This is a genomic window from Mariniblastus fucicola, assembly GCF_008087665.1.
In the GTDB taxonomy this organism is placed as follows: domain Bacteria; phylum Planctomycetota; class Planctomycetia; order Pirellulales; family Pirellulaceae; genus Mariniblastus; species Mariniblastus fucicola.
In genome coordinates this window covers 3,248,899-3,275,640 of the sequence record NZ_CP042912.1, presented here as the reverse complement: position 1 = coordinate 3,275,640, position 26,742 = coordinate 3,248,899, and the positions used below count along the sequence as shown (strand labels likewise).

Sequence of the window (26,742 nt, the reverse complement as noted above, 5' to 3'; positions counted from 1 at the left end):
TGCACGTCGGTGCGCGTTGCCGCATGTCGACGCAACGATCGTTGAATCTGTTTGAACTTTGGCTCGAGCCAAGCGTCAACCATCGAATGCACGTCGGCGCGCGTTCAAGTGTGAAGAAGCGTTAAGTCGTCTCCGATCGAGTGCGACTTCAGGCGTTTTTTGTCTTCCCGCAACCCACCATCTGCGAAGCCAAATCGATACAGCTTCCGCAGGATAACAAGTGTTATACAGAAGTTCTTCTGCATAATCTTTGAAGAAACGTTAACAAACTGCGATAGCCCAAGACTGGCGGACTCCGGCGGAAGATACGAGAATCCGCTTTGGAGGAAGCAATGTCAAGCAATGGAAAACGCACACGCCGGATTTTTTCAGAAGAGTTCAAGCGTGATGCGGTCAATCTGATCGTCAGTGAGGGCTACTCGTTTCGAGCCGCCGCTGAAGCCGTCAATGTCAACGAGAACAGCCTTCGCAACTGGCATAGAAAGTATGCTCCGGAGCCTGAACCTTGCGGTCCCGAGGCATCGCTGCAACAGGTTCTTGAAGAGAACAAACGCCTTCGCAAGCAGCTGAAGCGTGCGGAACTGGAACGTGAAATCCTAAAAAAGGCGACGGCGTACTTCGCGAAGGAGTCGCAGTGAAGTACGCGTGGATCAAACAACATCGCGACCAGTATTCCATCACGCTGATGTGTGAAATCTTCGGTGTCAGCAAGAGCGGCTACTACGATTCGATTGATCGGCCCGAGAGTAAACGTGCGGTTCGTTCTCGCGCGATTCGCGAATCTGTGAAACAGGTCTACGAAGAATCAGGGCAGATCTACGGCAGCTACAAGATCGCTGAGGAACTTGCTAACGACGCTCAACTGGAAACGGCTTGTCGCAACACGGTAGCGACAGCCATGCGAGAAATGGGGCTTAAAAGCTGTGTTTCGCGACAGTTCAAACCAACGACGACCAAGTCAGACCCTGACAAAAAGCCTGCTGAGAATCTTCTCTCCCAGGAGTTTGATGCCGAGGCTCCGAATCGCAAGTGGGTGGCAGACATCACTTACTTGCCGACGGCCGGTGGTTGGGTTTACCTCGCTGTAGTGCTGGACCTGTTCAGCCGCAAAGTTGTCGGTTGGCAGATGAGCGATCGATTGACGACACAGATCGTTACCGAAGCCTTGAGGAAAGCGATTGAATCCAGACGGCCAGAGTCCGGAACGCTGCTTCATCACAGCGACCGAGGCTGTCAGTACACCAGCGACGCGTTTCAGGGAATTCTTCGCACGCTGAACATTCAGTGCTCGATGAGCCGAACAGGATGCTGTTACGACAATGCCGTCATGGAGCGCTTCTTCTGGTCGCTGAAGCACGAATGGACGAAACATCGTCGCTACGGAAACCTTGAAGAGGCTCGCATGAGCGTCTTCAAATACATCGAGGCGTTTTACAACTCGAAGAGAATTCATCAAACTCTGGGATACCAGACGCCCGAAGAATTCGAAAGAAACTATCGTGCAGCTTTAGCTGCTTAACATGAAACCGGAGTCCGCCGGTCTTGGGCTATCGCAAACTTCTGCATAACGCGGAAGCACGAACCATTTTGTATCGGTTTTTTCCGAGCGAGTCAAATTCAGCTCCACGTTATACAGAAGCCTGGGCTCCACGTTATCCAACCCGATGGATAACGCCGATACTTACCTAGCTTAAGCTGCCCAAACGGCCACTTTCTGGCTCCATCGGATCATTGAAATTGCTGACTTGTGTCATGGTTCGATCACCAGAAGCATTCAGCTTTCCCAATGCCATCCATCCAAGACCGTCATTTTTTTCGTCGCCAGTGTCCCCAATGCACAACTGTGGCGTGCCAGACTCGCCCAATTCTGGGTTCGTGAGCTCTGTTTCTGCGCGGTTTCCGCTGTCAAGCTGTCATAGTGACACCCGACACCCGCTTTGAATACGCCGTTTGCAATTACCGTATCGGTTCCGGAACAAATGCGCAGAGATTGGCAAAACTCGGTGCCAGACCGCTAAGGAAAAGGATCCGGATGCCGAAAGCGGAGGAGATTTTAAAACCAATGTTCGCGGAGTCCTCTTGGACCGAATTTTCGCAGACTCACGCCTAGAGTTGTACTGCAGATTTGTGGGCTCGTTTTTGGCACTGGGCTCCTCTGAGGCAGCGGGCATCGACACCGTCAGCGGCATGTTCGACCTCGGAGCGCCTCTAGAACGACGAATAGTCGGACACAGCTGGAAACTTAGTTTGAGCGAACGACTGCGAAAATTTCGTCGATCGTTTCCTCGTCGGCGTCAGCGCCCCAAAGCCGTTCTCGCTTTAATGCTTCATTCTCTTCCAGAACTCGTTGCGGCACTGCGGTATGACTCTCGGACAGCTCAGGGGCGGACAGCCGGAAGCAAACGTAGAGCATGGTAAAAGTAGGAATTCCGACGATCAACATGTAAGGAATCGCTTCGTCGACGTTGCCTTCAACCGCGAGATACTGCACCCGATACCAATTGAAGATCTGGGATAGATCAAATCCGTATCGCAAGTCTTCGAAGACATCCGGAGCCAAGGCATAGCTGCTGAAGATCGCGATCGCGGCTGGTATGGCAGTGATGAATGCCATTTCGATCACGAACGGATTGCGATGAACAGAACGTCGAGCGAAGAGTCGCGAAATCAGGAAAGCGATGCAAAAGAAAAACAGAAAAAACAGAAAGTTGGCCAGGATCGTCAGCAGGCTAAACTGAATATCAACACCGGCGAAAGTGTTGGGATTCCGAGCCGCATTCGGGATGTCCATGTCGAAGCTCACTTCGAACAAATCATGCCCGATGGCGAGTATTGCCAGGGTCGAGCAGATTCCCGCCGAGAGGCCGATGACAAACAGAAAGGCTCTTCCGGGTCCCGGCATATATAGACCGAACAGCAATTGTTTCAGCCGTGTTCGAGGAAGGGATCGGCGAACGCGAGGCGACATGCCAGGGTGACATCCAAGCATCATGCCTCCGACGAGCAACATGTAGTGCATCGCAAAGACCGAAGCGACCATGAATCCATATTTGTTGTATCCAAAAGCCGTCATGGAAGCGATTACCCAACCGACGAACAGCACGACTTGAATGGTGACACCGATTCGCACGAGCGTTGAACGATTGCTGGAAGCGAATGCGATTCTGGCGGTTGCGGCGCAAAACAGAACCAAGGCACTCGAAATCCACGCCAACCCGGCGCCTGACCATAAGAGATTCATGATCCCTTGATCGCTTTGCGATACTGGTTCGAAGCAGATTGCATACGAAAGGCCGCACCATACAAATCCGCAAAACAGCAACGCGAGAATCAGGAGCACGGAAAGCACCTGAATGATCCGTGCCGTGTCCGCGGCGCTGGCGAGGGCGATCGCGAGGCAGCAAAGCCCGAAGGTAACGACCAGCGAGCCACCGATCGAATACCAAATCTGTGATATATCGACGCCGCGCAACAGATAACAAAATGATATGCATGGCGCCAGGATCGACATATAGATAAGGACCTGCAGCATCGCGCTTCCGAGCTTGCCGGCGATGATTTGCCAAGGCTTCATGGTCGTAATCATGACCATATCGATGGTGCCGTCTTCGTATTCCTGAGCCAACGATCGAAATGTCGTGAAGGGAATAATGAGCACGAGCGGGACACCCAATATCCACAGAAATCCGCAAAGCATGAACGAGCCAAGCGATTCGATTTCGTAGTTGTCACGTGCCGGTGACAGTGCGAAAAAAGTCCACAGCACGATCAAGGCGAGCAGAAACATGAATGTCATGAAGAACTGCCGACTCTTGATCGCCTGGCGTGTTTCTTTAACAAGAATGGAACTGCAAAAATCGCTGATCCAATCAATCCACGAATCGAGCCTTGTTGACGATTCTTTGGCGACCAGAAAATCACTGACTGACGCGTCTCCAGAATCTCCGGCAAGTGAAGCGTTGCCTGGGATCGGGCCTGAATGCTCTTCGATTTTCTCAAAGTGGACCGCATCATTACGATCAATTGCATCGCCTTTGTGTTTGCTTCCTTCTGGCTGGCTCATTGCACTCGGCCTCTTGTCACGTGCAGGAATGCGTCTTCGAGCGAACGCTGCTTATTGGAAAAGCTGACGACAGCGATTCCACTATCGACCATCTTCCGCAACAACGCTGCCTGGTCCTCCGCCGAACCAGAAAAAGGAAACTGCAAACTGTTACCTGTGATTCGAACGGTCAGAGAAAGTTCGTTCTCGATCCAGCTTCTGGCCGCGCCGGCATCACCGAGGATTTGAACAACCAGTTGCCCCGACTCGGTTACGACCTGGCCGCCAGTAGTGTCTTCGGAACTTCTCTGGTGGTCGCCAGAAAGAATATCTTCAACTGAACCGACCGCGAGCAATCCACCTTGTTCGATGATGGCGACTCGATCACACATTTCTGCAAGCTCGGTCAAAATGTGGCTGCTAATCAAAAGCGATTTTCCGTCGTCGGCCAACGCCGTAATCATTTCGCGTAGTTCGATGCGAGCCCGTGGGTCGAGTCCCGCCGCGGGCTCATCGAGAACGAGAACTTTGGGATTGTGAATCAAAGCGCGGCCAAGGCACAATCGCTGCTTCATACCTTTCGACAAACCAGTGATCGGCTTTTGAGCAATCTGGTCAAGCTGGGTGAAACCCATTACGTTGCGCAGGCTGTGAATGCGATCCTTGCCGCGGAGACCGTAGGAACGTGCGAAAAAATCGAGGTATTCCTCGCAAGTCACGTTCGCGTATGCACCGAAACCGTCTGGCATATAGCCCAGCCGACGTCGGACGCGTTCTGGATCATTGACACTGCAAAACCCGTCAACTTTCGCCGAACCGGAGTCGGGTGTGTCGAGCGTGGACAAGATCTTCATGCTGGTCGTTTTTCCGGCACCGTTGGGGCCAATGAAACCAAACACCTCTCCGGGGAAAACTTTGAAGCTGACTCTATTCACAGCCGTTGTTTTTCCAAATGTCCGCACTAACTGGTCGAACTCAATCGCTGGCCGCGAGTTGTCAGGCTTTTCAGATGATGGTGCAAAATTCAAGCGCTACCTCACTCCTCTGACAACATGAATCTCGCATTCGACTTTCGCGTCGTCGATTGGCTGAACGTGATTGATGCTACGATCCGTCAGCGCGACAAAGCCGTGCCCGTCCTCTCGCCGTAAGCTGTTTCTGAGCGACGTTTCCGGCATTCGGTAATCGTTGCCCAGGGCCGAAGCGACCTTCGCAGTTTCGACGTCCTCGATTTCCGTACGACTGTAGTAGCGACTGGACCTGCTATTCAGATTCCACCCTCGCGCAAACACCGTTCCCTCGCCGCGAGATTGAATCTCTTTGAGCATTTCGTTCGCGGCCTCACGTGTCGCCATCAACTCGGCTTGGCCAATCTCGCCCGGGCCCACTCGACCGCAAAACCAAACCTCATTGGACTTGCAGTCCTTGGAACGAAAGGCAACTGAAAGCACGGCCACATCGAAATCGTTTCGCACAGCAGCCGCGGGCGAGTCACCGGTTCCCGAAAATGAGAACGTTAGCTTTCCATCGGCCTCATTGGCACAGCGAGTAAACAGTTGATGATTGGTGCGAGCTCGAATTTCGCCATCGGAGACGAGTTCTCCTGAATCAGTCCAGTCAATCTTTTGGCGACGACCGCCGTAAGGCAAATTTACCATGCCGTAGGCTGGACCCTCTATGCGATAGAACGAGGGAGTCATGCCGGAATAGACGTGCGAGATCGTGGAAGTAGCCATGCGACCGGAGCGTTGGTTGAGCCAAGTGTTGGTATACAGATTGACTCGCGTGTCGAAACCTTCGGCGAAGACCGCGTAGGCGAGAATGGTGCCACAGAACAGTGAAGAGATGATTGGCACAACGACAAACATCAAGTTCAGCTTGTGTTTCCGTTTGAGCAGGAAAAACGTTAGCGGCCCGACGGCGACGAGGTATAGCAGAATCGAAACTCAAACAGAAACCGCGGCGGTTCAGCGAACTCCGGGAAACCAAACTCTCGGTAAGGCCTGTCGTGGAGGACTCGGTTTCCGCTGCCAGAGGACTTGCGAGTTCTGCTGAGAAAGCCAGCCAATGCTCCCCAACGGTCAAGGTTCTGCGTCTTTTCCGTTTTCCAATCCGAGGCAACATCGGACACACAAACGACTTGCCCAAGCTCGAAATCAACTGCCAGAAAATTCGTGGCTCTTCCTGCTTTCATAGTTGCGCCGAACGAGTCACGCATAGTACTCATCAAAACCGGCGCCTCCACCTCATCGACCGTTTGCCCCATGCCGTTGTAGTAGAACGACGAATTGCGATTCGCATCAAGCAATGCGGCTTCGCGGGCCAAGTCGACATTCTCCATGTCGACGTCTTCGGTGTAAAAAAGGCTGCTGCGGTTCGCTCGCAAGTCCGAATTTGAGTCGCCGAGAAGACTTAGAACTTCGTCCGCTTTCTCCAACTTGTCGCCACAGTTCAGAACCACAAGTCGCCCGGACGCGGCGACCCAACGCTCGATGGCCAACATTTTTCCGGGGTGAGTCTTGGCAAGCGTTTTGAGGTCGGAATGAGTCATCATCAGAAAGCCTAACCCTTCATAGCCAAACCAACGTGACGGAAGTTTATCAAGCGAGATGGCTCCGACGAGCGACGAACTGAAACCGTTTAGCGAAACGAAATCTTTGCCTCCGCCAACGTTGGCATTTGCGTTGGTGTACCACGGATCAAGATCGCTTAGCGAAAAGAAATCGTCGCTGGTGGCAGCACGAGTGAACGTCGGAACCTTTGGCGAAACGGCCCTACTCATCGCAATGTAGCTAACACTGTCATCGGCCACGATTTCAGATGACGCGATGACGAATGTTGGGATCCGCCCATTGTCCAAATCGACATTGTGGTAGTCGTAGTAGTTCCGATAGGCGAAATCGCCACGGTTGTATCGCAAGTCACCGTCGATTTCAGTGTGGAGGCTCATGTTATAGCCGCTGGCTGCCGGGATGTACAATTCACCAGTCGCGGACGTGTCGCCTTTGCGAATCGACACCTTTGTCGAAACCCTTGTGCCGATACTGTTGCCTGTCGTTACACCGACAACATAGAAATCCAGATCTTCGGAAGCGATTCCATTTAGCGACGTTATGCTGACGCGAATGTATTTGATCTGATTTGTTCGCGGCCAAGTATCGATGTACTCGACCTTGTAGGCAGGTCGTGCCGTTTGAGCCTGGCAATGATTCGCCATTGAGAGAACGGCGACCGACATTGCGAATGCGAGTGCAAAGGCGAAGCGATGCGACGGTGGAGCTTTCATGATTCCGTCTCCGAAACGACTTCATGCGACGAGTCAGCCCTTGGTTCTTGCGTACGGCCTGACATAAGCGAGGCTGCCCAATAGAGCGCCGCGAAGAACAGAAAGTACACAAAGCTCAGCAACATCGAGAGCCCCAACCCGTAAGCCAGTGGGCTGCCGTTGGCTCCGGCACCGATCACGGCGGCGATGACCGCGAACACGACCATGCCGTAGAGCATCTGTGTGATTGTAAACTTCACGACATTCTCTCCCTCCGAACCATCAGTTGATTTCAAGAACGTCACAGAAGTGACGACGGAGTTGCAACTGGCTCATCGGGAAAATTATAGCGAGATTTTTTCAGCGTTGTGCGATCGTAGCCCGTTTCGGTTTTTCGCTCGCGATCTTGGATTAATTTTGGCAATCAAGTTCTGATTTGAGCTGGCCGAACTGGCGCTGACGATTCGAGACGGAACCAATCGCATCGCTAATCCATTTTGCGAGTTTTGATGGCTTCCCACAGTCGTGTCATGTCCGCCGGGAACTTGCTTTCGAGCAACATTCTTTCGCCGGAGACCGGATGGTCGAAGCCAATTTTTCTGGCATGCAAAGCCTGGCGGTCCAGCAGCACGGTCTCGTCTCCGTCCCGATTGAGATCGTTGCCCGTTAGCCGCGCTCTCCCGCTGTACAGTCGATCGCAAGCAACCGGACAACCGACATGCGCCATGTGGACTCTGATCTGATGCGTGCGACCGGTTTTCGGTTTGACGGCAACGAGTGCGAAACCGTTGAGCCGCTCGAGGACTTCGTACATCGAAACGGCTGCTCTACTCGACGAGTGATTTTCACGAATGGCTTTCTTTTCACGCTGATACGGATGATTCCCAATCGGTTTGTCGATCACGTCTCGATCTCGATCTGGAGCCGGCGTGACGATCGCGTGGTACTCTTTCTCCACCGTTCGATCCTGAAACTGTTTGCCCAACGCAGCATGAGCCTGATCAGTTTTGGCGACCAGGATGACGCCACTGGTGTCTCTGTCGAGACGATGCACAATGCCCGGACGCGTTGGACCGCCGATTGAACTGAGCGACTTAAAATGGAACGCCAACGCGGCAGTCAGCGTGCCTGACCAATGGCCCTTGGCGGGATGCACGACCATCAACGGCGGCTTGTTGATCGCGATCATGTGCTCGTCCTCGAAGATCAAATCCAGGGGAATGTCTTCGGGGATCGGACCTTCCGTCGGCGCTTCAATCGGCTCGCAGACAACCGATTGGCCAGGCTTTAGCTTCGTCGACGATTTCGCTTTCTTTCCATCGACCAACACGTCTCCCTTGGCAATCGCACGCTGCAAACGTACGCGGCTGTGCTTCGAAAAATGTGAAACCAGGAAAGAATCGAGCCGCTGCTGGTCTTCTTCCGGCGCAACAACGATCGTTCTGGCGAGATTTGGCTCACGTTCTGGTTCAATTTCCATAAATTTCGCAGGATCTCAGCTTGGGAGTTACAGTGATTTGCGGTTATATTAATAGCATACGAGGCGTGGCGACATCTGCATGATGCGGTGTCATGGTTGTTTAAAGCTTATTCGGGATTCATGGATCGATGAAAAAGATCGGGTTCTGCAAACAGTGCCTCCGAAACGTCCCGCACGTTCTCTATTTCCAGTGGCCAGTCTTTCGGCTGATGAACCGCTTTCTGAATTTCGCGAACTCGTTGCCGCTGGGTAGTTGGCATTGTTGCGGATGCGAGAAAAACTCGTTTCGCATCAAGCGACCGGATCCGGAAGTCACGACTGATGTGACTTCGACGACGATGAATGACATCGTGGCGTGGCCAGACCGAAACGATCCAACGCAGCGATTTGGTTTGTTGTTCCGACGAAAGAAAGCCACTCGGGTTCTCGATCCGTCTCTTGATTCTGCGTCCGACGGGGAGTCTAGTTTCGAGCATGTCGGCAATGTGACTCGCAGCGACGATTCTCTTCTGGTTCGAAAGGCTCGCGCGGCACGGTATTCGCAAAAGTTTCGCGAGGGAGTCATCGAGCGGATCTTGTCCGGCAAATCGACCATCACTCAGGTCAAGGACGAGTTGAAGCTTTCTGAACGGGATCTGCTGGATTGGATTAATGATCGAGTCATGAAGCAGGATCAGCACATCGCGAAACTGACTCAGGTCGTCGACGCTGTCCAACAGTTGACGGAAGATTCTTCAGACGCGAATCGCGAAACGCTGCAGTTGAAACTTCATCTTGAAGAAAACATCGACACTGGACGTTCTGCCGATTCGGTTCACTCAGAAGTGACGATTGAAGGCCGAGTGAATCAGGGTTAAGGGCTGGAAGCCGCAAGTGCTTTAAGTGCGTTTCTGGTCGACTGATTCGGAAGTCCGCATTCTTAAGGCTCGCCGTTGATCATTTAAGGCTCGCCGTTGATCATTTCGCGATACATAAGTTCCAGTTCTCGCTGAACTTCGACCACCTTCACACTCGTTCAATTTTCACGATTCCGGCGACGCGTTTTGCTGGAAGCTTTCGAAGGTCTCATGCTACAATGTTTTCAGGCAGTGCCCCGGTGCGTTGCGTCTACAAGAAATCGAAATGGCTGAGAAGAAAATGAAGTTCATCGAAATGACTGGCTCGACGCTGGAATCGATGCTGGATGAAAAAGAGCTGAAGGAGCTTTCGGGTGCCGGTGTCGATGATCATTCCATCGTTCGCGTCAACCAACATGGCGACATCGAAGTGCGTCGCGAACTAAAGTGGGACGTGATCGGCGGACTGCTTGGCGATTTCGAAGAACGCATCAAGAAACAGACTGGTTTCGAGTGGGCGTAAGCCAAAGCCACGAAGACACCATCGTTGCAGTCGCTTCGCCACATGGTCCGGGCATTCGCGGCATCGTCCGGCTATCCGGACCCGCGACGGTGCAATGCGTCTCGCAAGTTTTTCGCTCCGACAGCGGTTGCGATATCGCGTCAACGAGGCAAACAGACTCAATTCCGGGCAGCTTGTCGGTGTCTGGCGTCAACATCCCCGGCAACCTGCTCCTGTGGCCGACAGAACGAAGCTTTACCAAGCAGCCGTCGGCCGAATTTCACACCTTCGGTTCGCCTCCGGTGCTCGAACTAGCAGTCAACGAACTCTGTCGCTACGGCGCTCGGCCAGCCGAACCTGGCGAATTCACGATGCGAGCCTTTCTGTCAGGCCGGCTGGATCTGACTCAGGCGGAAGCGGTCTTGGCCGTGATCGACGCGAAAAATCGAAAGCAGCTGGACGTTGCGATTGATCAGCTTGCAGGCGGCATGGGAAGTCGGCTCGACGCAACGAGAACCGAACTGATCGCTGCGTTAGCGGAACTCGAAGCTGGACTGGATTTTGTGGAAGAAGACATCGAGTTCATCAGCAACGAGGCGATGATCGCAAAACTCACTTCGGCACTCGGTTCAATTGAAGCTCTGCTGCTCCAGCTCACGAGCCGCGACAGCCGTAACGATCGTTTTCGCGTTGGCCTGTTCGGTTTGCCAAACGCCGGAAAAAGCAGTCTGTTCAACACTCTGGCGAGCAAGGAATTGGCGATCGTTTCCGACATTCAAGGTACAACGACTGATCGCGTGAGTGCAGTTTGCGAAATCGACGGGCAGCGCCTCGAGCTTGTCGATACGGCTGGGCTGGAGCAAATCGAAGACGCCAGTTCGATCGCCGCCGCATCGCAACAGCACCGCGCGGATGAGATCCGGCAATGCGACCTCGCACTGGTTTGCATCTCGGCAGCGGACTCTGCGGCCGACGTTGAGTCACAGCTTCACCAACTGCAATCATTTCCGCTCGATTCGACAATTGTCGTGCTGACCAAGATCGATCAGGTCGACGCGGATGAGGTCGCGGCAAAAGTTCAGCAGACCCAACGGTTGGTCCCGGCGGTGGAAATCATCGCCTCCAGCTCTGAAACGGCGAGAGGTGCCGAACAACTCCAACAACGAATTGCTCAGGCTGCTTCTGATTCACAGTCGGCAGAATCGGCTGTCGTAGGGTCAACAATGCTGCGAACCGGTCAGAGCCTGGAAGAGGCACAATCTGCCATTGAATCAGCGTTGTCCGCGGCCCAAAGCGGCATTGGCGAGGAAGTCGTCGCGTCGGAAGTCCGCTCAGCCCTGGATTGTATCGGGCTGGTGGTCGGGACGATTTACACGGACGATATTCTGGACGTCGTGTTCGGCAAATTTTGCATCGGAAAATGATTCGTCAGCAATGATGGCGCGGGGTCACACGGAATCGCAATCGCGTCTCGATCCGATCCTCCGCTGCCAACTTTTGCGATTGCCGCGGTCAAACTCAAGCGACTATTTTTTCTTGGCAGTCTTTTTGGCCTTGGTCGCCTTTTTGGCAGACTTGCTCTTTTTAGCTGTCGCCTTGGTGGACTTTTTCTTCCCGAACGCGGAAGACCAGTTATTTGAATACTTCTTGCTGGGTCCGCTACGCAAAATGGTCATCAGATCAGTCTCTTAAATGTTAAAACAGATTGTTGTGGTCAGCGAGAATGCCAACCGCGAATTGCTGAGAAACCATCGATCGGTTTCTGGTAAAGATAAGTCATTGCCGATTCGTCACGCCAAGGCGGCATCAGCCGAACCGGTTCGCGACTGTAATATCCTTCATCCACGCCCTCGATCAAGTCAAGATTCAGAAGGCAAGCGTGATCAACCTCGAAAAGTTCTCCTTCAATCGCCCTTCCCTGCTCGCACCGAACCATTCCAGGATAGTCGCCAGGATCGTACAGCATATATCCGGGCTCGGTCGCCGCTTCTCCGAGAAACTTCTGCGATTCAAGAGCCGAGTGGCGGCAAAAACCACGCTTGAGCGTACCGTAAACGAAAACCCGATACATCAGCGACTAGCGGTCTGAAATCAGGAGCGGTTCGGAGTCATCCACCGAGACTTCATCACTCGAAAATTCTACGATCGCTTTGATCTTGCCCGCGGGTTCATCGCCAAGGGTCGTGTAGAAAGTCAGTTCGCACTCGTGCTTTCCAGTTTTGCCTTCTTCACCCGTGTAAGAAACATCCACGATGTGCGTTTTGCTCATCCCTGATTTTTTGGCTGAAACACGAAACGCTTTCGTGCGGCATTTGACGTCGGTAATCTTGAAAGGCTCATCAGCACGGATGACAACAGTCTTTTTTATCTTCTCGCCAGGTTCAACATTGTTCAAGGTAATCACGGAAGGGCTGAGCTTGATCGCAGAAGCAACTCGCGTGGAAAACTTCAGCGGAATCTGACGCCGAGACGTGCCGTCCTGAACAACGATGAACAAATCGCCCTGACTGTATCCGTCAGGAGCAGAATCCTTCAAACGCGTTTGCATCGTGTATTGAATTTGATTGCTGGCCGTGCGAACTGGCTGCTGCAGCGAAACACCGACATGCGGAAACGTGCTCTTGATATCAATAATTTGAAACGGCGAGTTTGCCGGCCCGGTGATCGTCGTATTAAAGACAGGATTTTTACCACGCGAGACCTGACCGAAATCGATGGACTCCGGATTGACGCGGACCGCGTTCACGATGGTGCCTTTGACCGTAAGCTGGACTTCGCCGACCATCGGCTGACCAAAACGAACGGTGACGGTCGCCTGCTTGAATCCGTTGAATGGCTTGCTGTTGAAACGGCAAATGATCTCTGCGGTTTCCCACGATTTCAATTGGCGTTTGGAAACTGATACCTGCGTGCAACCGCAGCTTGAGAACACCTGAGCGATGTTAATCGGCTCCTGATAGATGTTCTTAATCTCAAAGCGGTACTCGGGCATATCGCCCTTGTTGACCTCTCCGAAATCATGCGAGTACTCAGTCAGCATTTTACGAGCCCATTCCTGGGCCTGCGCTTGCGAGCTGAAACTGCATACAAATATTAGTGCAACGAAGGCGAACGTCTTGATGGCGATCCGATTCATCGAAATTTGACTCGATTTATCTACGAAATGTGCAGTGTAAACTTAACAGTGCAAGGCTCTGTTTCAACCCGCAGGATCCGAGGGTGCCTTGGCTAACCAAAAGTATCGGCTTTTCATGCGTCGGACGTCACTATTGAAGTTAGCTGGTACGGAAGGGCTCTCTCTCCCACCAGTTTTGCGTAAACTCCGCAAACCTTCAAGATTGACTCAGACTCAGCGAATTGATCAAAGCGTTGGTTTCTTCACGCTTTTTAAGCCGCATTTCTTTCCTGGTTGCCCGATCCTGGTGCACCAATTTTTCTTCGTCGCTGTCGGGGACAGGTAGCGGGACTTCGGTCGGTTTGCCGTCATCGCCCAAAGCCACGAACGTCAGGTATGAGATCGCTGCCAGCTCCACATCGCCGGTATGCGATTGCTCTGTCGAGATCTTGATAAACACTTCCATCGAAGTCCGGCCGACCGAGCACACGAATGATTCAAGCTTCACGATGTCGTCGTTCTGGATCGGTCGATGAAAGTGCACGCCATCATTGGACGCAGTAACCACAGGGCATTTCGAATGCCGTCTGGCCGAGATCGCTGCGGTTTCGTCGATGTGTTTCATCAACAGACCACCGAACATTGTGTTGTGCATGTTCGTGTCGCCGGGCAACACAATATTTTCCTGCACGGCGTAGGACCGGCGCATCGGAACTTCTTTTCGGGACATCAACGTTACTTTCAGGAGTTGTGATTCGCGGCAGCGCGGTGATGTAGCAGTTGCCGATATCGTTTCGCGTGCTCTATCGCCGCATCCAAAGACTCAGCAACGATGGTTGCGTGTCCCATCTTCCTTCCAGCTCGCGCGGCCTTCTTGCCGTAAAGATGCAGAAATATTTCGCAGTCCAATTCGTCAGCCGCCGCTTCAAAGGCAGGTTCTTGCTGCAGCCACAGATCGCCAAGCAAATTCACCATCACCGCGGGCTCAAGCTCGATTGGTTCCGTGATTTCATGACCGGATACGGCCAAGGCCTGCAAGTCAAACTGGGACAGAGAAAAAGCGTCGATGGTGAGATGGCCAGAATTGTGCGGGCGAGGCGCGATCTCGTTGACCAGAACTTCGCCTTCGGTGTTGATGAAGAACTCAACGCAAAACGTGCCGACCAACCCAAAGTGCCTGGCGATCTCAATTGAGAGCTCACGAGTCCGCGTTCCAATTGAATCTTCGCAAGAGTGGTCCACCCACGTCGTGTCCAAAATATGATTGACGTGTTGATTGCACATCGGACCAATCGTTTTGATGTTTCCGTGTTGATCGCCGGCGACGATCATGGAAACCTCTTTTTGCAAATCGACCAATCGCTCCAACGTGCACTTTCGATCTGAGACCTCGTTCCAGATTGATCCGAGTTGCTCAGGCGTTTCATCGCCCCGAAGTTTCCACTGCCCTTTTCCGTCGTAGCCATCGCGAGCCGTTTTCAAAACTGCGGCACCATTGAGCTGCTGCAGAGATTCGCTCAGTCCAGCTAGCGATTTGACGACGCGGAATTCAGAAGTCGGTATACGGTGTTCACGCAGGAACGTTTTCTCGAGCGCACGATCCTGAGTCGTCTGCACGACTTCCAACGATGGCATCAGTCGAGTACGAGCAGCGATCATCGCCAACGTCTCTGGCGGAATCGATTCGAATTCGTAAGTCACGACATCGCAATTGGAGACCAGCTCCTCGATGGCTTGTCGGTCCGAGAAAGCTCCACACACGACAACGTCCGCAAATTTCGCCGCAGGCTCTTCTTCGTGATTACAAAAACAGCAAACGCGATAGCCCAAACGTTGAGCAGCCTGAGTGAAGAACATCCCCAACTGCCCTCCCCCGACAAGCCCGATCGTGGAGCCCTCTGGAAGTGGCGAGGCCGCAGAATTCTCGTTTCCCGTCATGGCAGTTTCAGGCATCAAAATGCCGCAGAATTCGTCTTCGTGATGAAGCGGCCTATTCTGGCAACTGTTGCCGCTCGCAGCAAGTAGCCAACCCTTGAAATCAAGTGCAGCCTCGCTTTCCAGCGGTCGATCAGCCGTTCAATTTGGGCATGATCCTCACCTCAGTCGACAACAGGTTCGTTCACAAACCTGCAAAGAGCCAGCCATCGGATCAGCCAGCACTTCGACCAAAACGATCGCGCGCTGCATGCCACCTCTGGCCGGCTTCGACCGACTTATCCTTAGTTGAACTCAGTCCACTCTTGCTCGTGGTAAATCGCCGGCTCATCAACGCCGTCGCCATCCCAGTCGCCAACAACTGGCTTGTCATTCACGCCACCGAGCTCGAACGTTCGATCCGTGATGTCCAGTTCGCCGTTTCCGTTGGAGTCGATGATCCACGTACCGTTGCGGTAAATCGCGATTTCTTCGATGCCATCGCCGTTGAAGTCGCCAACGACAGGCACGTCTCCCGTTTGCCCGTAGCGGACTGATTTATCGAGGTGGTCGAAGCGTCCGTCACCATTGACATCCATGTCCCATACACCGTCGCGGAAAGTTCCAATCGAGCGAACGCCGTTACCGTTCCAATCACCGGTCACCGGGATTTTGTCGTCATCATCAAGCCCGAAGACATGATCAACCACATCGGACTGTTCGCGTCCAAAGCTGGTCAGCTTCATCACACGCGAACCATTGGTGGCGTCCGTGATTTGTGGCGGAACGTTTTTCGGGCGTGTGTAAGGGCTGTTGTCCGGGTTCGGAAGACCAGGCTCGTGCTCGATCGCTTCAGGATCCCTCGCCCACATTGGACCGTAAATTCCGATGTCGTCTTTGCCATCACCGTCCCAGTCTCCTGCCACGGGTCGATCTTCGCTGTCGCCAAGCTTGGCAAGCAGGTCATTTCGATCCCACTTCCCGTTGCGGTTGATGTCGATCATCCAATAACCGTCTTTGTAGATCGCGACTTCATCGATTCCGTTGCCGTCGAAGTCTCCCGCCAATGGGATTCCGCCGATGACGCCGAAGTGGATCGAACCGTCTTCCTTGGCCAGGATTTCATCGTTGGTGGTCGTCGTAAACGTCCACGAGGCGTCGTCCATATCGAACCGGTTCCAATCCGAATCAGAAATGAAACCGGCTTGTTGCCAAACTGAATCTGAATCAGCGGCTTCCGTTCCGGCGGCACGAGGCTGCCCGGCGTTGATGACACTCAAGTGCCAACTGTAAGCACCATCTTCGGCTTGCGGCTCGAACTGTTGTCCTCCAGCAGCACCGACGATCGAGATAAAGTTTCCAGACTGTGCTCCTGCAAGCCCTGGGAATCCGGTGATGCCCGGATTCGGTCGCACCGGATTGTTCGGAGTAGCCGGTGTGGTTGGGTTTCCTGGATTCGGATTGTTCGGAGGATCAACTGGCGGCGTGACAACGATCGAACGGACTTCGGTGAAGTTGTTCTGCGTTGAGATGCCTCCAGCGTCGACAACGATGTTCGCGACGGTATCCTGAAGTTGAGCCGCACTGAAAGTCTGCGTCAGTGCTGAAACAGCACCCTGCACTTCTGTCTGCGTGTTGAACGATACGCCAGAAGATCCGTTTTGCGTCGGTCCGGGAATGTCGTTCGCGTCCGCGTAACCTTCAGGCTGTGCTTCGAGAACGACATAGCTACCAGGCTTCAGCCCCTGGAACCAGTACTCGCCGTCTGCCATCGTCTCAACGTAGACACCTGCATCAGGGTCGGACGAATCCATGTGCGTGTAGTAGTCCGACATGACTTCGCTGAGCTTGACCGGACGCGGTTGGAATTGTCCGTTCGGATCGAAATAATAGTACAGCTCCATGCGAACGCCTTCGATCGGCGTGTCGACTCCAGCGGTGTAAACTCCGTCACGAAGATCGCGATAGTCGTCGGGCAATGTGCCGTCTTCCGATTCGAAAGCCGGACCGTCTTCCCAGACCCGACCATGAATCTCGGCCGGAGCCTGCTCGCAGAAGTTGTAGTCAGTCAAACGTTGTCCTGATCCGACTTCAATGTTGGACAGCAAGTTCGAAGTCGCGTCTCCGTTTCCGCTTCCGGCCTTTTCGCCGACAGAGAAGAAGTCGTCTGGCTGAGTTTCGCGAACGGAATAAGTTCCCGGCTCGAGCCCCGTGAACTGATAGAATCCGCGATCGTCAGTCGTTGTCGTGGCGATGACTTTGCCATCCGCATCAAGCAACTCCAATGTCACGTTGGCCAGCGGAAGTTCGCCCTGGCTTTCGTCAAACACACAGTCTTCGTTGTCATCGGTGTGCACGTAACCTGTAATCGCTCCCGGCAACAGCTCACCGAAATCGTAGTTCACGCCAGCGTCACCACCGACGACCGTTACATTGAAAGCGTCTGGCTTGGATTGTCCACCGAGCGACCCGAGTGCTTCTTTTCCGTCAAGATAATCGCCAGGCTGAGTTTCGGCGATCATGTATTCGCCGGCCAGCAAGTCTTCGAAGCAGTAATCTCCATTGGCGTCAGTCTTTGTGCTTTGCAACACGTTACCATCTGCGTCCATGAGCTCGATCAGCACATTGGCGATACCTTCTTCGCCCGAGTCCTGACGACCATTGTCGTTGCGGTCATGATAAACCGTCCCCTTGATCGAAGCAGGTTCGTGCTCGCAGAAATCGTATCGAGTTCCCGCCTGGCCCGATCCGACGACGATATTATCAAATCGATCATTCAGCAGTGTGCCAACCGTTTTGTTGGCCACGCCGCCGACAACGTCACCGCCATCGAGGTAACCTTCTGGCTGGACTTCGACGACGGAGTAAGTGCCAGGCTCAAGGTCATTGAACTGATACTGTCCGCTGGCGTCGGTCTTTGTTGTTTTGACAAGGTTGCCGCTTTCGTCGAGCAACTGAATGGTAACGCCTTCGATGGGCCTGAAATTTGGATCGGAAGGATCTAGCTTGCTCTGCCCTGGCACGTCGACGCTAACGAAACCACTGATCGAAGCTGGCTCAAGCTCGCAGAAATCATAGCGAGTCCCGCTTTGACCAGATCCCAGAACGATGTTGCTGAATCGATCGTTCGCCAACACACCAGCAGTCTTGTTGGCAACCGTTCCGACAACGTCGCCACCGTCGTAGTAGCCTTCTGGCTGAATTTCGACGACGGAGTACGATCCGGGCGCGAGGCCGTCAAATTCGTACTGCCCAGTGGCATCAGTTTTTGTCGTTTCGATAACGTTGCCGCTGTCGTCAAGCAGCTGAATGGTAACGCCTTCGATGGGTTTGAAGTCAGGATCGTTCGGACCAAGCTTGCTCTGCCCCGGAACGTCGACGCTAACGTAGCCACTGATCGAAGCGGGCTTGAGCTCACCGAAGTTGTACTCAACGCCATGGTCGTCTGCACAAAGTTCGACGTTGCTAAACTGGTCGTTCTTTTGAGTACCGGTTTTTGCGTTGCCGACTTCTCCGAGAGCGTCTTTACCGTCGATGTAGGCAGCCAGAGGATCGACTTCGCCAGGATAGCTGTTGATTTCGATGACTTCGTAGATCCCGGGCGGCAAGCCATCGACGCTGTAATGCCCGGCGGCATCGGTGCGTACAAATATCGGAGTCGTATCAGCGAATGGATCGACTGCCAGATCACCTTTTGCGCCAACCCGAGTCACCTGAATCAGCACATTGGCAATCCCTTCTTCGCCAGCGTCCTGCACGCCGTTGTCGTTGGCGTCGTGATACACGTTGCCTTCGAGTTGAGCAGGCCGAACTTCTTTGAAATCGTAATCCGTAGCCGCTGTGTTGCCCAGTTCGACATTAATATTTCCAATGACGTTTGGCGCTCCGTCCCGGTCATTGACGACATCTCCGCCTTCAGAGCCTGATTCTGCACCAACGTCGAGGTAACCGTTGGGCTGCGTTTCGACCAGTCGATAATCTCCGGGCATGAGACCAAGCTCTTTGCCAAACTCATAGTCACCGTTGGCGTCCGTGGTTGTCGTCGCGACGACTTCGTACACACCGGTGGTCGGATTTAGCTGCTGCAACTCGATGCTGACATTGGCAATGCCGTCTTCGTCGCTATCGTGCACGCAATCGAGATCTTCATCGTGGTAAACGGTTCCGGAAATCGAAATCGGTTTGGCGACAAGGTCATAAGCGTCGATTGCACCCGCCGTTCTGTCAGATTGGCCATCGGAGTTGTCGGCAGGCAAGTTGATTGCTGCTTGCGCGACAGATTGACCTTCCGAATAGAGCGCGTCGTATTCGTCGTAAAAGACACCCTCTTGCTGCGGCTGTACGTAACCGTCTTCAAGAGTCGCATCGATCGCGACCGAGCGATCTTCGAAATTGTAATGTTGATCGGCGAAAGTCGCGTTGAAGAACGAACCTTCGAACTCGACGCCGGAGGCAATTTTATCGACGCGAAGCCGTTCGACTTCGTCCACATCGATAGTGAAAGCGAAGATGTCGCCGGCTTCGAAGTTGTCGACCTCAACCGTCAACAGCAGTCCGTCGCTGGACACTGAAAAACCTTTGATGTCGCTTGCCGATACACCTGAACTGTTTGCCGCGTCGAATTCGAATGCATGGTAACCGCCAGTTCCTGGCTGCCCTTCGCCAACGTCGAAGAACATGTCGCCATCAGAAAGCTGACCGTCGCTGTCCTGGTCGCCGTTAATGGTAAACTGAGTCAACTGAGTCGTGTCGGCACCGCCTTCGAAACTGACTTCGAAATAGTCAGGTGTGGAGTCCTGCCCTTCGTCGCCTTCGAAATAAGTGACTCCGGCAATCACTGGATCGGCCGAAAGCACACGGCGCTCTTCAAGCACCTCGAACCGGCAACGACGCTGACCGTCTTCTTTGGCGGGACTGGTGCCGGACGGCTTTGAGGTTCCAAAAAACTGGCTTGAAAGTTTGTTTAAAAGGCTCAACGGATTACCTCCTGTAAGGGAAGCCAGTTCATCCTGAACGGGCGTTCAATGAATCAAGTCGCGTGACGATTTGGAAGCTTAGCGGCGCGTCGAAAATGTATCGGACGCACCAGAAAGGCTGGCGGCGGTGGAAGGGATGGACTCGGGCGCCACAAATCGAGGCGTGACAACTGCGATCTCGTCGGGATTCGGAGTCCAGATCCGCACGGTGGTGTCGAAGCTGCCTGAAACCAGCACTCCCTGCGCCATGTCGAGACTGGAAACAGTTCCCGTATGGTTTTCAAGAACACCGATCTCCGACACGCGAGCAGTGTTCCAAATATGAATTCGATTGTCACTGCCAGACGTTGCGATGACTGACGGAGCAATCGTCTTGACGGCAAACAACTTCGACGCCTGCCGTGGCAGTGCGACCGAGAGGCCGGGATTGTCCAGGCGATTGACCTTTACGATCTGATCGTCGCCAGCACTAATCAACTCTCCCTCGGGAGTGAATTCCAACGTGCGAATTCGTCGCCGGTGAGCCTTCAATTCGTAAACGACGGCTTGAGAATCAACATCCCAAACACGGATCGTTCCGCAGCGACCACCCGCAGCAACCAATTTGTCGTCGGCAGAGAAAGCCACTGCGTGATTGTCATTGCAAGCACAACGAAGCGTCGAGATCTGATCGCCGGTTTTTGAGTCGCGAATGATCAAGTTTTCATTGAACCCAACCGTGGCAACTTTGGTGGAATCATGGCTGATCGCCAATTCAATGATTGCATCCGTTTGCCGAACCTCAAACGTGGGCTTGGTAAACTGGTCCGTTTCCCAGCGGATCAACTTGTGGTCGTTGCCGCAAGTGAACAGAGCTGCACTGTCGGCCGAGAATTTTGCGGAACGAACCCAGTCCGTGTGCTTCTTGAGATGCTCAACGAACTGCTGGCTCTGAACGTCGTACAGACTGACATAGTGATCATCACCGACGATCGCCAGCAAGCTACCGACAGGCTGCAGGCTGACTCCGGTAACGACAGGCTTACGGTTCAGGTTTCCGTGCCGCACGGTTTGAATGACTTTACTGGTCCAGTTCAATGCGGCCACTGGCGCAGCGCAAAATCCGGTACGTGTTGTCAGACAGAACGCAGCCGCGGTGGCTGCGCCAAGAAAATGTCGCCGCTGAATCATGTGTTCCTCCTTGAACCGCCGACAAACGCTGCTTCGGCCGAAACAATTCGCCAGCGGGAAACGGCGAACTTTGCGAATCAGGATGGTCGGTATCGTTTCTATCGGTACGACCATTCACGGTCGCCAATGATTTAGCGGCGGACGAGCAATGTCTGTGACCAGCGCCGCGGATCGGGATTCAAGTCTCATTAATCCGCAAGGTTTGACATTCCTGAAAGCGTTTGGGCCTGCAAGCACTCGGGCCAGTCCGGGACCGTCAAAGCAGTGGCCGCAGTTAATCGAGCACTTAAATCGCAGTTCAATCTGGATACTGCCACGTGTCTCATTCCCAAAGCACCGATGATCGCCAAAGCCATCTTCCAGCACCGATTTGCCAACGTTGAAGACTACTTGCACCACCGTTCTCCGTATTTGCTGGTTCACGAGATCGTCGATATCGCGGATCGCAGCATTCGAACCCGCCACGTGGTGCCGGACGACAATTTCTTCACCCAAGGCCACTTTCCGGGAGCTCCGATCATGCCCGGAGCGATGATGCAGGAAGTTTCAACTCAGTCAGCCGGAATTCTGATCGCGGCGAACTTCAATCCGATGGAATCTTTTGACACCCACGACCCGTTTCACAACGAGTACGCTCTGGGTGTGTTGGTGAAAGTGAAACAGGCACGGTATCGCGGGTTTGCGCGGCCGGGAGATGTGCTCGATGTTTACGTTGAATTGTCCGAGCAGTTTGGAGACGTGTTTGATTTCGCGTGCACGATCCGCCGTGAGGAAACTGTCGTGATGCAAAACCATTTCCAGTTGATGAACATCAAGTCTTCGCTGCTACAGGGCAAATAGCAATGAAGAAAGCCATCGCCGGAATACCAGCGATGGCTTTTTCTTCAAGTCAACATTGCCTGCAACCGGTCGGACGGACTACAGCCAGCTGGGCTACTTCTTATCTTTTTTCTTGCCGTACTTTCCGGCGAACTTGGCTTTGAATTTCTCAACGCGGCCAAGAGTGTCAACGAACTGTTGCTTTCCGGTGTAAAACGGATGCGAGCCCGAAGAGATGTCGACGAAATAGCAAGGGTACTCGTTTCCATCTTCCCATTGAATCGTGTCTTTCGTCTTGATCGTTGACGAAGTCAGAATTGCAAAATCGGCCTTGGAATCTTTGAAGACAACAGGTCGGTATTCTGGATGGATATCAGGTTTCATGGGACTGGCGGCAACTGCCGTAGTTAAGGGTTCTTACGTACTCGCAATATTCGAAGAACCGCAGATTCTAGCCAAAAAACGCGAGCGGTCAAACGGTAATCGGCGTGAAATGCCGAGCGGATTAGCCATAAGGCAACTGAATTCCGAAAAAGCGGGAACGATGGTGCAGTCGGAGCTCAGCAAGCCAATTTTCGGAATGCCGAATCGATCGGAAGCAGCGCCAATGTGCCGCGATGATCGATGGAATGCGAAATAAGGGTACACAGGTCTTCTGAATCGACTCAAACGCACCCAAATATGGGGATCGAACCAGCCGAACAGCCCACATCGCACGGTGAAAATGCGGCCAAGTCAGCTTTGGGTTGCGGTTGCTCCAGTTTTGTCAAATGGCCGCTTTTTTGGCCGAGCCGTCAAACTACAATGAGGGAACAAGCGGGATGAGGGAATAAAACGGGGCGGAAAACGGACAGAGCGTACTGACGGCACAGGGTCGATCGGGACGCCCGCAATCATCAGGAACATCATGGATAGCCTTGCTGGTAAATTGCTAATCGCGACACCGGATCTCCTGGATCCGAACTTTTTGCGGACCGTCATCTTTCTGATGCAGCACACCGATCAGGGTGCTACCGGGGTGATTCTGAACCAGCCAACGACAACGACCGTGGCTGCGGTTTGGGACGAAATTTCTGACGCAGAATGTGAGTGCGACCATCCGGTGAACCGCGGCGGTCCGGTTGACGGGCCCTTGATTGCTTTGCACCAACTTGCCGAAGTATCGGAACGGGAGATCATCCCGGGCGTTCATCTGACAATGCATCGCGAGTCGCTTCATCGACTGGTGATGCAAGACGCGGTACCGTTCCGCATCTTCAGCGGATACTCAGGCTGGGGCCCGAATCAACTGGATACTGAAGTTGAACATGGCGGATGGCTTACGCTGGAATCGCATACTGAGCACGTGTTCGGAGAAAGCGATCAGCTTTGGCGAAGAGTCTGCGAACACGTTGGGCACGACGTGCTAAAACCGCATTTGGGCAACGTTCGGCCGATCGATCCGTCGGTGAATTGACAGCGCGAAGAAGCGAACTTTGCTGCGGCCAACAGTTTTGCAACGCCGCAAGAACGTCTGGTTTTTTTAGAACCATCCAGCTCGACGTCCGCGGGCTTTTTGGTTTTCTTTCGTTTAGTTTTCGGACTTGCGTTCCAACTGATGGATGTGAGTCCGCACGTCTTCCAAATCCGGATTGATTTGAAGAGCCAGCCGAAACCCGGAAAGTGCGCCGCTCATGTCGTCCAACTGCAAGCAGCAATGAGCCATGCCGATCGCAGCGGGAAAGTGATATCGATTGCAGTTCAGGGCTTCGCAGCAATCTTCGACGGCGCCGACGATGTCGCCTTCGGCACACAATGCGATCGCTCGCTGATTCCAGGCTTCGCTGAGCGTTTCATCTTCTGCCAACAACCGGTTGGCCAACTGAATAGCCTCCTGCATCCGGTGGCGCGAAATCAGCTGATAAAGTCGCTGAATCGACGAGCGATGTTCGGGCGAACCCTGACGAGACCAGATGTCGCGAATTCCATGATCGGCCAGCATCCTGACGGCCCGGTCAGAGTCGTTCAAAGCCATTCCCATGACGTCGTTTTCGGCATAGTCGCCAAGAAAACCGATGACCAAAATTGCGGCCCGGCGGCTGATTGTTTTTCCGTACCGAGCCAGCCGGCAGATTGATCCCAGATTGTAGGATTGGCTCACCAGACGAATGAACTCGGCCGAATTTTCGTGCTCGAGGTACTGCTGGTAGAGCTTATCCAACATTGGAAATCGGAGTGGCGATTCCGACATGGCAGTTTGATCCTCGGCGACCGCGTGGGGCGGCAGCGTGTTATGATTGGTGCGGGCGATGAAATTTCACGGTTGATCCGATGATGTTTTTTCGAAACATGTGTGAAGAAGCCGAGTGTAATTGGGGCCTCTGTCGCCGACAACAATCAACTACTGATGTGCAAACAGAAGATGCACTTTTTGGGCGCATTTCGGACTCAACATTTCAAGCCTTAACGAATATGCGCTTTAGGTAGCCAACTTCCCGTCACCGCTAGCGAGCAGAATGCGAATTCGAATGACCATGCTCAGCAAACTCACTTCCGGTTGTGTGGCCATTTCGGTCTGCACGGCTTGCGTCGCCGCTGTTGCCCAAGTGCAACATGGTTCTGCAACGGACTGGTTGGACCGACGCACGGATTCCAGAGCTTTCGAAAAAAGCCAGCAGCTTCCAGTTTCCGTGTCGTGGACTGAATCGCCGCTTCGAGAGCAACTGAATACGTTCGCAGCCCAGTGTCGCCGGGCGATTTTCGTCGATCGTCGCGTCGACCCGACGGTGAAGCTGACGTTTGATTTCCTCGATCGAACGACCGAGCAAACGGTCTGGGAACTTGCCGAAGCCAATGGTCTTGGCGTGTGTCGTGTTGAAAGTCTTCTGTACGTTGGACCGAAGGACGCTGCCGCGCGGCTTCCGTTCGTCATTGAGGAACTGGAGAAAATCGCCAAACGCACACAGCCGAAAAAATCCCGCTGGACGTCAGGCAGAGACGAAATTCGTTGGTCTCGGGCAACGACGACAGAGGAGATTCAGGAGTGGATGGAGCAACTGCACGGATTTCAGCTGGACGGCGAAATCCCTCACGATGTTTGGCCAGCAGCAGATTGGCCGTCGCTTTCGCTGATTCAGCAAATGAGCCTGTTGCTGGTCGGGTTCGATTTGTCATTTGAGATTGAGGGCGACGGCAAGCGGATCCGACTGAAGAAATTCCCGGCGATCGAAACGGCAAAGCTGAGAATTCGCTTGCCGCGAGATTCAAAGCTGGACCTGAAAGCCTGCCAACGTCGATTCGCCGATCTGAAACTCGCGAACTCCGGCAGGTCGCTTTCAATCAGCGGTCCTGTCGAATCCATCGCAGCACTCGAAGCGTGGATGGTGGAACAGCAAACGGTACTCGGCGACGATGTCGTCCAGCGAACTTTTGATCTCAACACGACCGCTCGACGCGGCGACATCCTGGCCAGCGTGGCTCAGCAAACCGGCAGAAAACTGACTCTTGATGGAGCAGTCGGCGACGCCCTGACGCAGCGGATCTCAATCTCGATCAAAAAAGCTTCGCTGGAAACGCTGCTTGACCAATGCCTCGACGGAACCGGGCTCGGCTACAGGCTTACAAAATCCGAACTGCGGATCGTTCGCAACGGGGACTAGATAGTGCGTCGCGAGCTCTGTGAAAGCAGGTAAGCGGCACGGCCAGTTGAAGCCGGCACTGATGGCCACTCCATTGGTTTTTCGATTCCATTGTTTTACATTGAGCGTCTTGCTGGCTTGCCCTCTGGATACCGTAAATGGAATTTTTCGTCCCCCTTCTTGCCCTTGCTTCGATGGAAATCGTGCTGGGGATCGACAACCTCGTCTTCATCACGATTGTCACCAGTCGTCTTGAGCCTGCCAAACAGCCGCTTGCCAGGAAACTCGGCCTGGGCGTTGCCCTGCTGTCCAGGCTGCTATTGCTGGGACTGCTTTTTTATCTCGTGCACGGAGAGATGTTCAAGAAACCGGTGTTCTCTTTGACGGACGTCGGTGTGCCTGCCGTTGCCGTGGAAAAAATCACACGCCCGGACATCAGTAGCGAGTTGGAAGAAAAATTAGAGAAAGATATCGTTGAAACAATTCATCAGAAACACTTTGAGGAAGCCAACGGTGTTTCAATCAAGGACATCCTGTTGTTTCTCGGCGGGCTTTTTCTGGTTGGTAAAAGCGTGTACGAGATCCACGATGAGATCGGCTCCGGCCATGCCAGCCACGAAGCAAAACCGATCGCAAATTTTACGTCAGCAATCATTCAAATTGCGATCATGGACATCGTGTTTTCACTGGACTCCATTTTCACAGCCGTCGGCATGGCGGACGACTTGTGGGTGATGGTGGCCGCGATCGTAATTGCTGTCGTGGTGATGCTGGTGTTTGCTGAACCGGTCAGCAAGTTTGTCAGTGCTCATCCTACAATCAAAATGTTGGCCTTGAGCTTCATGATTTTGATTGGCGTCATGCTGATTGCCGAAGGTGTCGGAGCGCACATCGACAAAGGTTATGTTTATTTTGCAATGTTTTTCGCTTTGCTGGTCGAGCTTTTGAATATCGCGCTGCGAAAAAAAGAAGACAATATAAAAGTTGACGCTACCATTTCTTAACG

The 26,742-nt window shown here is 53.4% G+C and carries 23 protein-coding genes; 9 read left to right on the top strand and 14 right to left on the bottom strand.

The features are described from left to right. Positions 1 to 332: 332 nt before the first annotated feature. On the top strand, positions 333 to 638 hold the full coding sequence (locus MFFC18_RS12085) for a transposase (RefSeq protein ID WP_075082665.1): 306 nt from the start codon (positions 333 to 335) through the stop codon (positions 636 to 638). Beyond that, positions 635 to 1,519, top strand: coding sequence for an IS3 family transposase (locus tag MFFC18_RS12080; RefSeq protein WP_148618834.1), 885 nt, complete (start codon positions 635 to 637; stop codon positions 1,517 to 1,519). Before MFFC18_RS12085 ends, MFFC18_RS12080 begins: the two co-directional genes overlap by 4 nt. 723 nt (positions 1,520 to 2,242) lie before the next feature. On the opposite strand, the gene MFFC18_RS12075 is transcribed toward MFFC18_RS12080, so the two are convergent. The 6 genes from MFFC18_RS12075 to MFFC18_RS12050 form a co-directional block, all read right to left on the bottom strand. After that, a complete protein-coding gene (locus tag MFFC18_RS12075) occupies positions 2,243 to 4,063 on the bottom strand; it encodes an ABC transporter permease (protein ID WP_075085011.1) in 1,821 nt (606 codons plus the stop codon). Then, complete coding sequence (locus MFFC18_RS12070) at positions 4,060 to 5,070, bottom strand: ABC transporter ATP-binding protein (protein WP_075085012.1); 1,011 nt, start codon at positions 5,068 to 5,070, stop codon at positions 4,060 to 4,062. Before MFFC18_RS12070 ends, MFFC18_RS12075 begins: the two co-directional genes overlap by 4 nt. Before the next feature lie 3 nt (positions 5,071 to 5,073). After that, a complete protein-coding gene (locus tag MFFC18_RS12065) occupies positions 5,074 to 5,910 on the bottom strand; it encodes a hypothetical protein (RefSeq protein ID WP_075085013.1) in 837 nt (278 codons plus the stop codon). A gap of 38 nt (positions 5,911 to 5,948) precedes the next feature. After that, positions 5,949 to 7,328 carry a hypothetical protein gene (locus tag MFFC18_RS12060; RefSeq protein ID WP_075085014.1) on the bottom strand — a complete coding sequence of 460 codons (1,380 nt, stop codon included), beginning with the start codon at positions 7,326 to 7,328 and terminating at the stop codon, positions 5,949 to 5,951. Then, entirely contained in the window at positions 7,325 to 7,567 is a 243-nt protein-coding gene (locus MFFC18_RS12055) for a hypothetical protein (protein ID WP_148618833.1), read from the bottom strand. The genes MFFC18_RS12060 and MFFC18_RS12055 overlap by 4 nt, the downstream gene beginning before the upstream one ends. Before the next feature lie 227 nt (positions 7,568 to 7,794). Then, positions 7,795 to 8,787 (bottom strand): RluA family pseudouridine synthase, encoded by a 993-nt coding sequence (locus MFFC18_RS12050; RefSeq protein WP_084417186.1) that lies wholly within the window; start codon positions 8,785 to 8,787, stop codon positions 7,795 to 7,797. Positions 8,788 to 8,915: 128 nt separating this feature from the next. On the opposite strand from MFFC18_RS12050, the gene MFFC18_RS12045 reads away from it, so the two are divergent. The 3 genes from MFFC18_RS12045 to MFFC18_RS12035 all read left to right on the top strand — a co-directional run bounded on the left by MFFC18_RS12045 (position 8,916) and on the right by MFFC18_RS12035 (position 11,549). Beyond that, positions 8,916 to 9,644, top strand: coding sequence for a DUF536 domain-containing protein (locus MFFC18_RS12045; protein ID WP_075085016.1), 729 nt, complete (start codon positions 8,916 to 8,918; stop codon positions 9,642 to 9,644). A gap of 265 nt (positions 9,645 to 9,909) precedes the next feature. Beyond that, positions 9,910 to 10,146 carry a hypothetical protein gene (locus MFFC18_RS12040; RefSeq protein ID WP_238381287.1) on the top strand — a complete coding sequence of 79 codons (237 nt, stop codon included), beginning with the start codon at positions 9,910 to 9,912 and terminating at the stop codon, positions 10,144 to 10,146. After that, on the top strand, positions 10,137 to 11,549 hold the full coding sequence (locus MFFC18_RS12035; protein ID WP_075085017.1) for a tRNA modification GTPase: 1,413 nt from the start codon (positions 10,137 to 10,139) through the stop codon (positions 11,547 to 11,549). The genes MFFC18_RS12040 and MFFC18_RS12035 overlap by 10 nt, the downstream gene beginning before the upstream one ends. Positions 11,550 to 11,839: 290 nt before the next feature. Here the strand turns inward: MFFC18_RS12035 and MFFC18_RS12030 are convergent, their stop codons facing one another. The 6 genes from MFFC18_RS12030 to MFFC18_RS12005 all read right to left on the bottom strand — a co-directional run bounded on the left by MFFC18_RS12030 (position 11,840) and on the right by MFFC18_RS12005 (position 21,300). Beyond that, entirely contained in the window at positions 11,840 to 12,196 is a 357-nt protein-coding gene (locus tag MFFC18_RS12030; protein ID WP_084417188.1) for a gamma-glutamylcyclotransferase family protein, read from the bottom strand. Between the two features lie 6 nt (positions 12,197 to 12,202). Continuing rightward, entirely contained in the window at positions 12,203 to 13,165 is a 963-nt protein-coding gene (locus MFFC18_RS12025) for a DUF1573 domain-containing protein (protein WP_157665174.1), read from the bottom strand. Between the two features lie 292 nt (positions 13,166 to 13,457). Next, complete coding sequence (locus tag MFFC18_RS12020) at positions 13,458 to 13,970, bottom strand: acyl-CoA thioesterase (RefSeq protein WP_084417189.1); 513 nt, start codon at positions 13,968 to 13,970, stop codon at positions 13,458 to 13,460. Positions 13,971 to 13,981: 11 nt separating this feature from the next. Further along, entirely contained in the window at positions 13,982 to 15,193 is a 1,212-nt protein-coding gene (locus tag MFFC18_RS12015; protein WP_084417190.1) for a 5-(carboxyamino)imidazole ribonucleotide synthase, read from the bottom strand. Between the two features lie 266 nt (positions 15,194 to 15,459). After that, a complete protein-coding gene (locus MFFC18_RS12010; protein ID WP_075085022.1) occupies positions 15,460 to 20,130 on the bottom strand; it encodes an SdrD B-like domain-containing protein in 4,671 nt (1,556 codons plus the stop codon). A gap of 78 nt (positions 20,131 to 20,208) precedes the next feature. Continuing rightward, positions 20,209 to 21,300, bottom strand: coding sequence for a WD40 repeat domain-containing protein (locus tag MFFC18_RS12005; protein WP_162273965.1), 1,092 nt, complete (start codon positions 21,298 to 21,300; stop codon positions 20,209 to 20,211). Between the two features lie 339 nt (positions 21,301 to 21,639). Between MFFC18_RS12005 and MFFC18_RS12000 the strand changes: the two genes are divergently transcribed. Further along, positions 21,640 to 22,140, top strand: a complete 501-nt coding sequence (locus MFFC18_RS12000) for a 3-hydroxyacyl-ACP dehydratase FabZ family protein (protein WP_075085024.1) — start codon at positions 21,640 to 21,642, stop codon at positions 22,138 to 22,140. A 93-nt stretch (positions 22,141 to 22,233) separates the two neighbouring features. On the opposite strand, the gene MFFC18_RS11995 is transcribed toward MFFC18_RS12000, so the two are convergent. Then, on the bottom strand, positions 22,234 to 22,503 hold the full coding sequence (locus MFFC18_RS11995) for a type B 50S ribosomal protein L31 (protein WP_075085025.1): 270 nt from the start codon (positions 22,501 to 22,503) through the stop codon (positions 22,234 to 22,236). Positions 22,504 to 23,026: 523 nt separating this feature from the next. On the opposite strand from MFFC18_RS11995, the gene MFFC18_RS11990 reads away from it, so the two are divergent. Beyond that, positions 23,027 to 23,575 carry a YqgE/AlgH family protein gene (locus MFFC18_RS11990; protein WP_075085027.1) on the top strand — a complete coding sequence of 183 codons (549 nt, stop codon included), beginning with the start codon at positions 23,027 to 23,029 and terminating at the stop codon, positions 23,573 to 23,575. Between the two features lie 114 nt (positions 23,576 to 23,689). Here the strand turns inward: MFFC18_RS11990 and MFFC18_RS11985 are convergent, their stop codons facing one another. Beyond that, positions 23,690 to 24,349: a hypothetical protein gene (locus tag MFFC18_RS11985; RefSeq protein ID WP_168211089.1), complete on the bottom strand. Its 660-nt coding sequence runs from the start codon at positions 24,347 to 24,349 to the stop codon at positions 23,690 to 23,692. A gap of 283 nt (positions 24,350 to 24,632) precedes the next feature. Between MFFC18_RS11985 and MFFC18_RS11980 the strand changes: the two genes are divergently transcribed. Both MFFC18_RS11980 and MFFC18_RS11975 read left to right on the top strand, forming a co-directional pair. Continuing rightward, complete coding sequence (locus tag MFFC18_RS11980) at positions 24,633 to 25,757, top strand: STN domain-containing protein (protein WP_148618832.1); 1,125 nt, start codon at positions 24,633 to 24,635, stop codon at positions 25,755 to 25,757. A gap of 137 nt (positions 25,758 to 25,894) precedes the next feature. Further along, on the top strand, positions 25,895 to 26,740 hold the full coding sequence (locus tag MFFC18_RS11975; RefSeq protein ID WP_075085030.1) for a TerC family protein: 846 nt from the start codon (positions 25,895 to 25,897) through the stop codon (positions 26,738 to 26,740). The last annotated feature ends 2 nt before the right edge of the window (positions 26,741 to 26,742 follow it).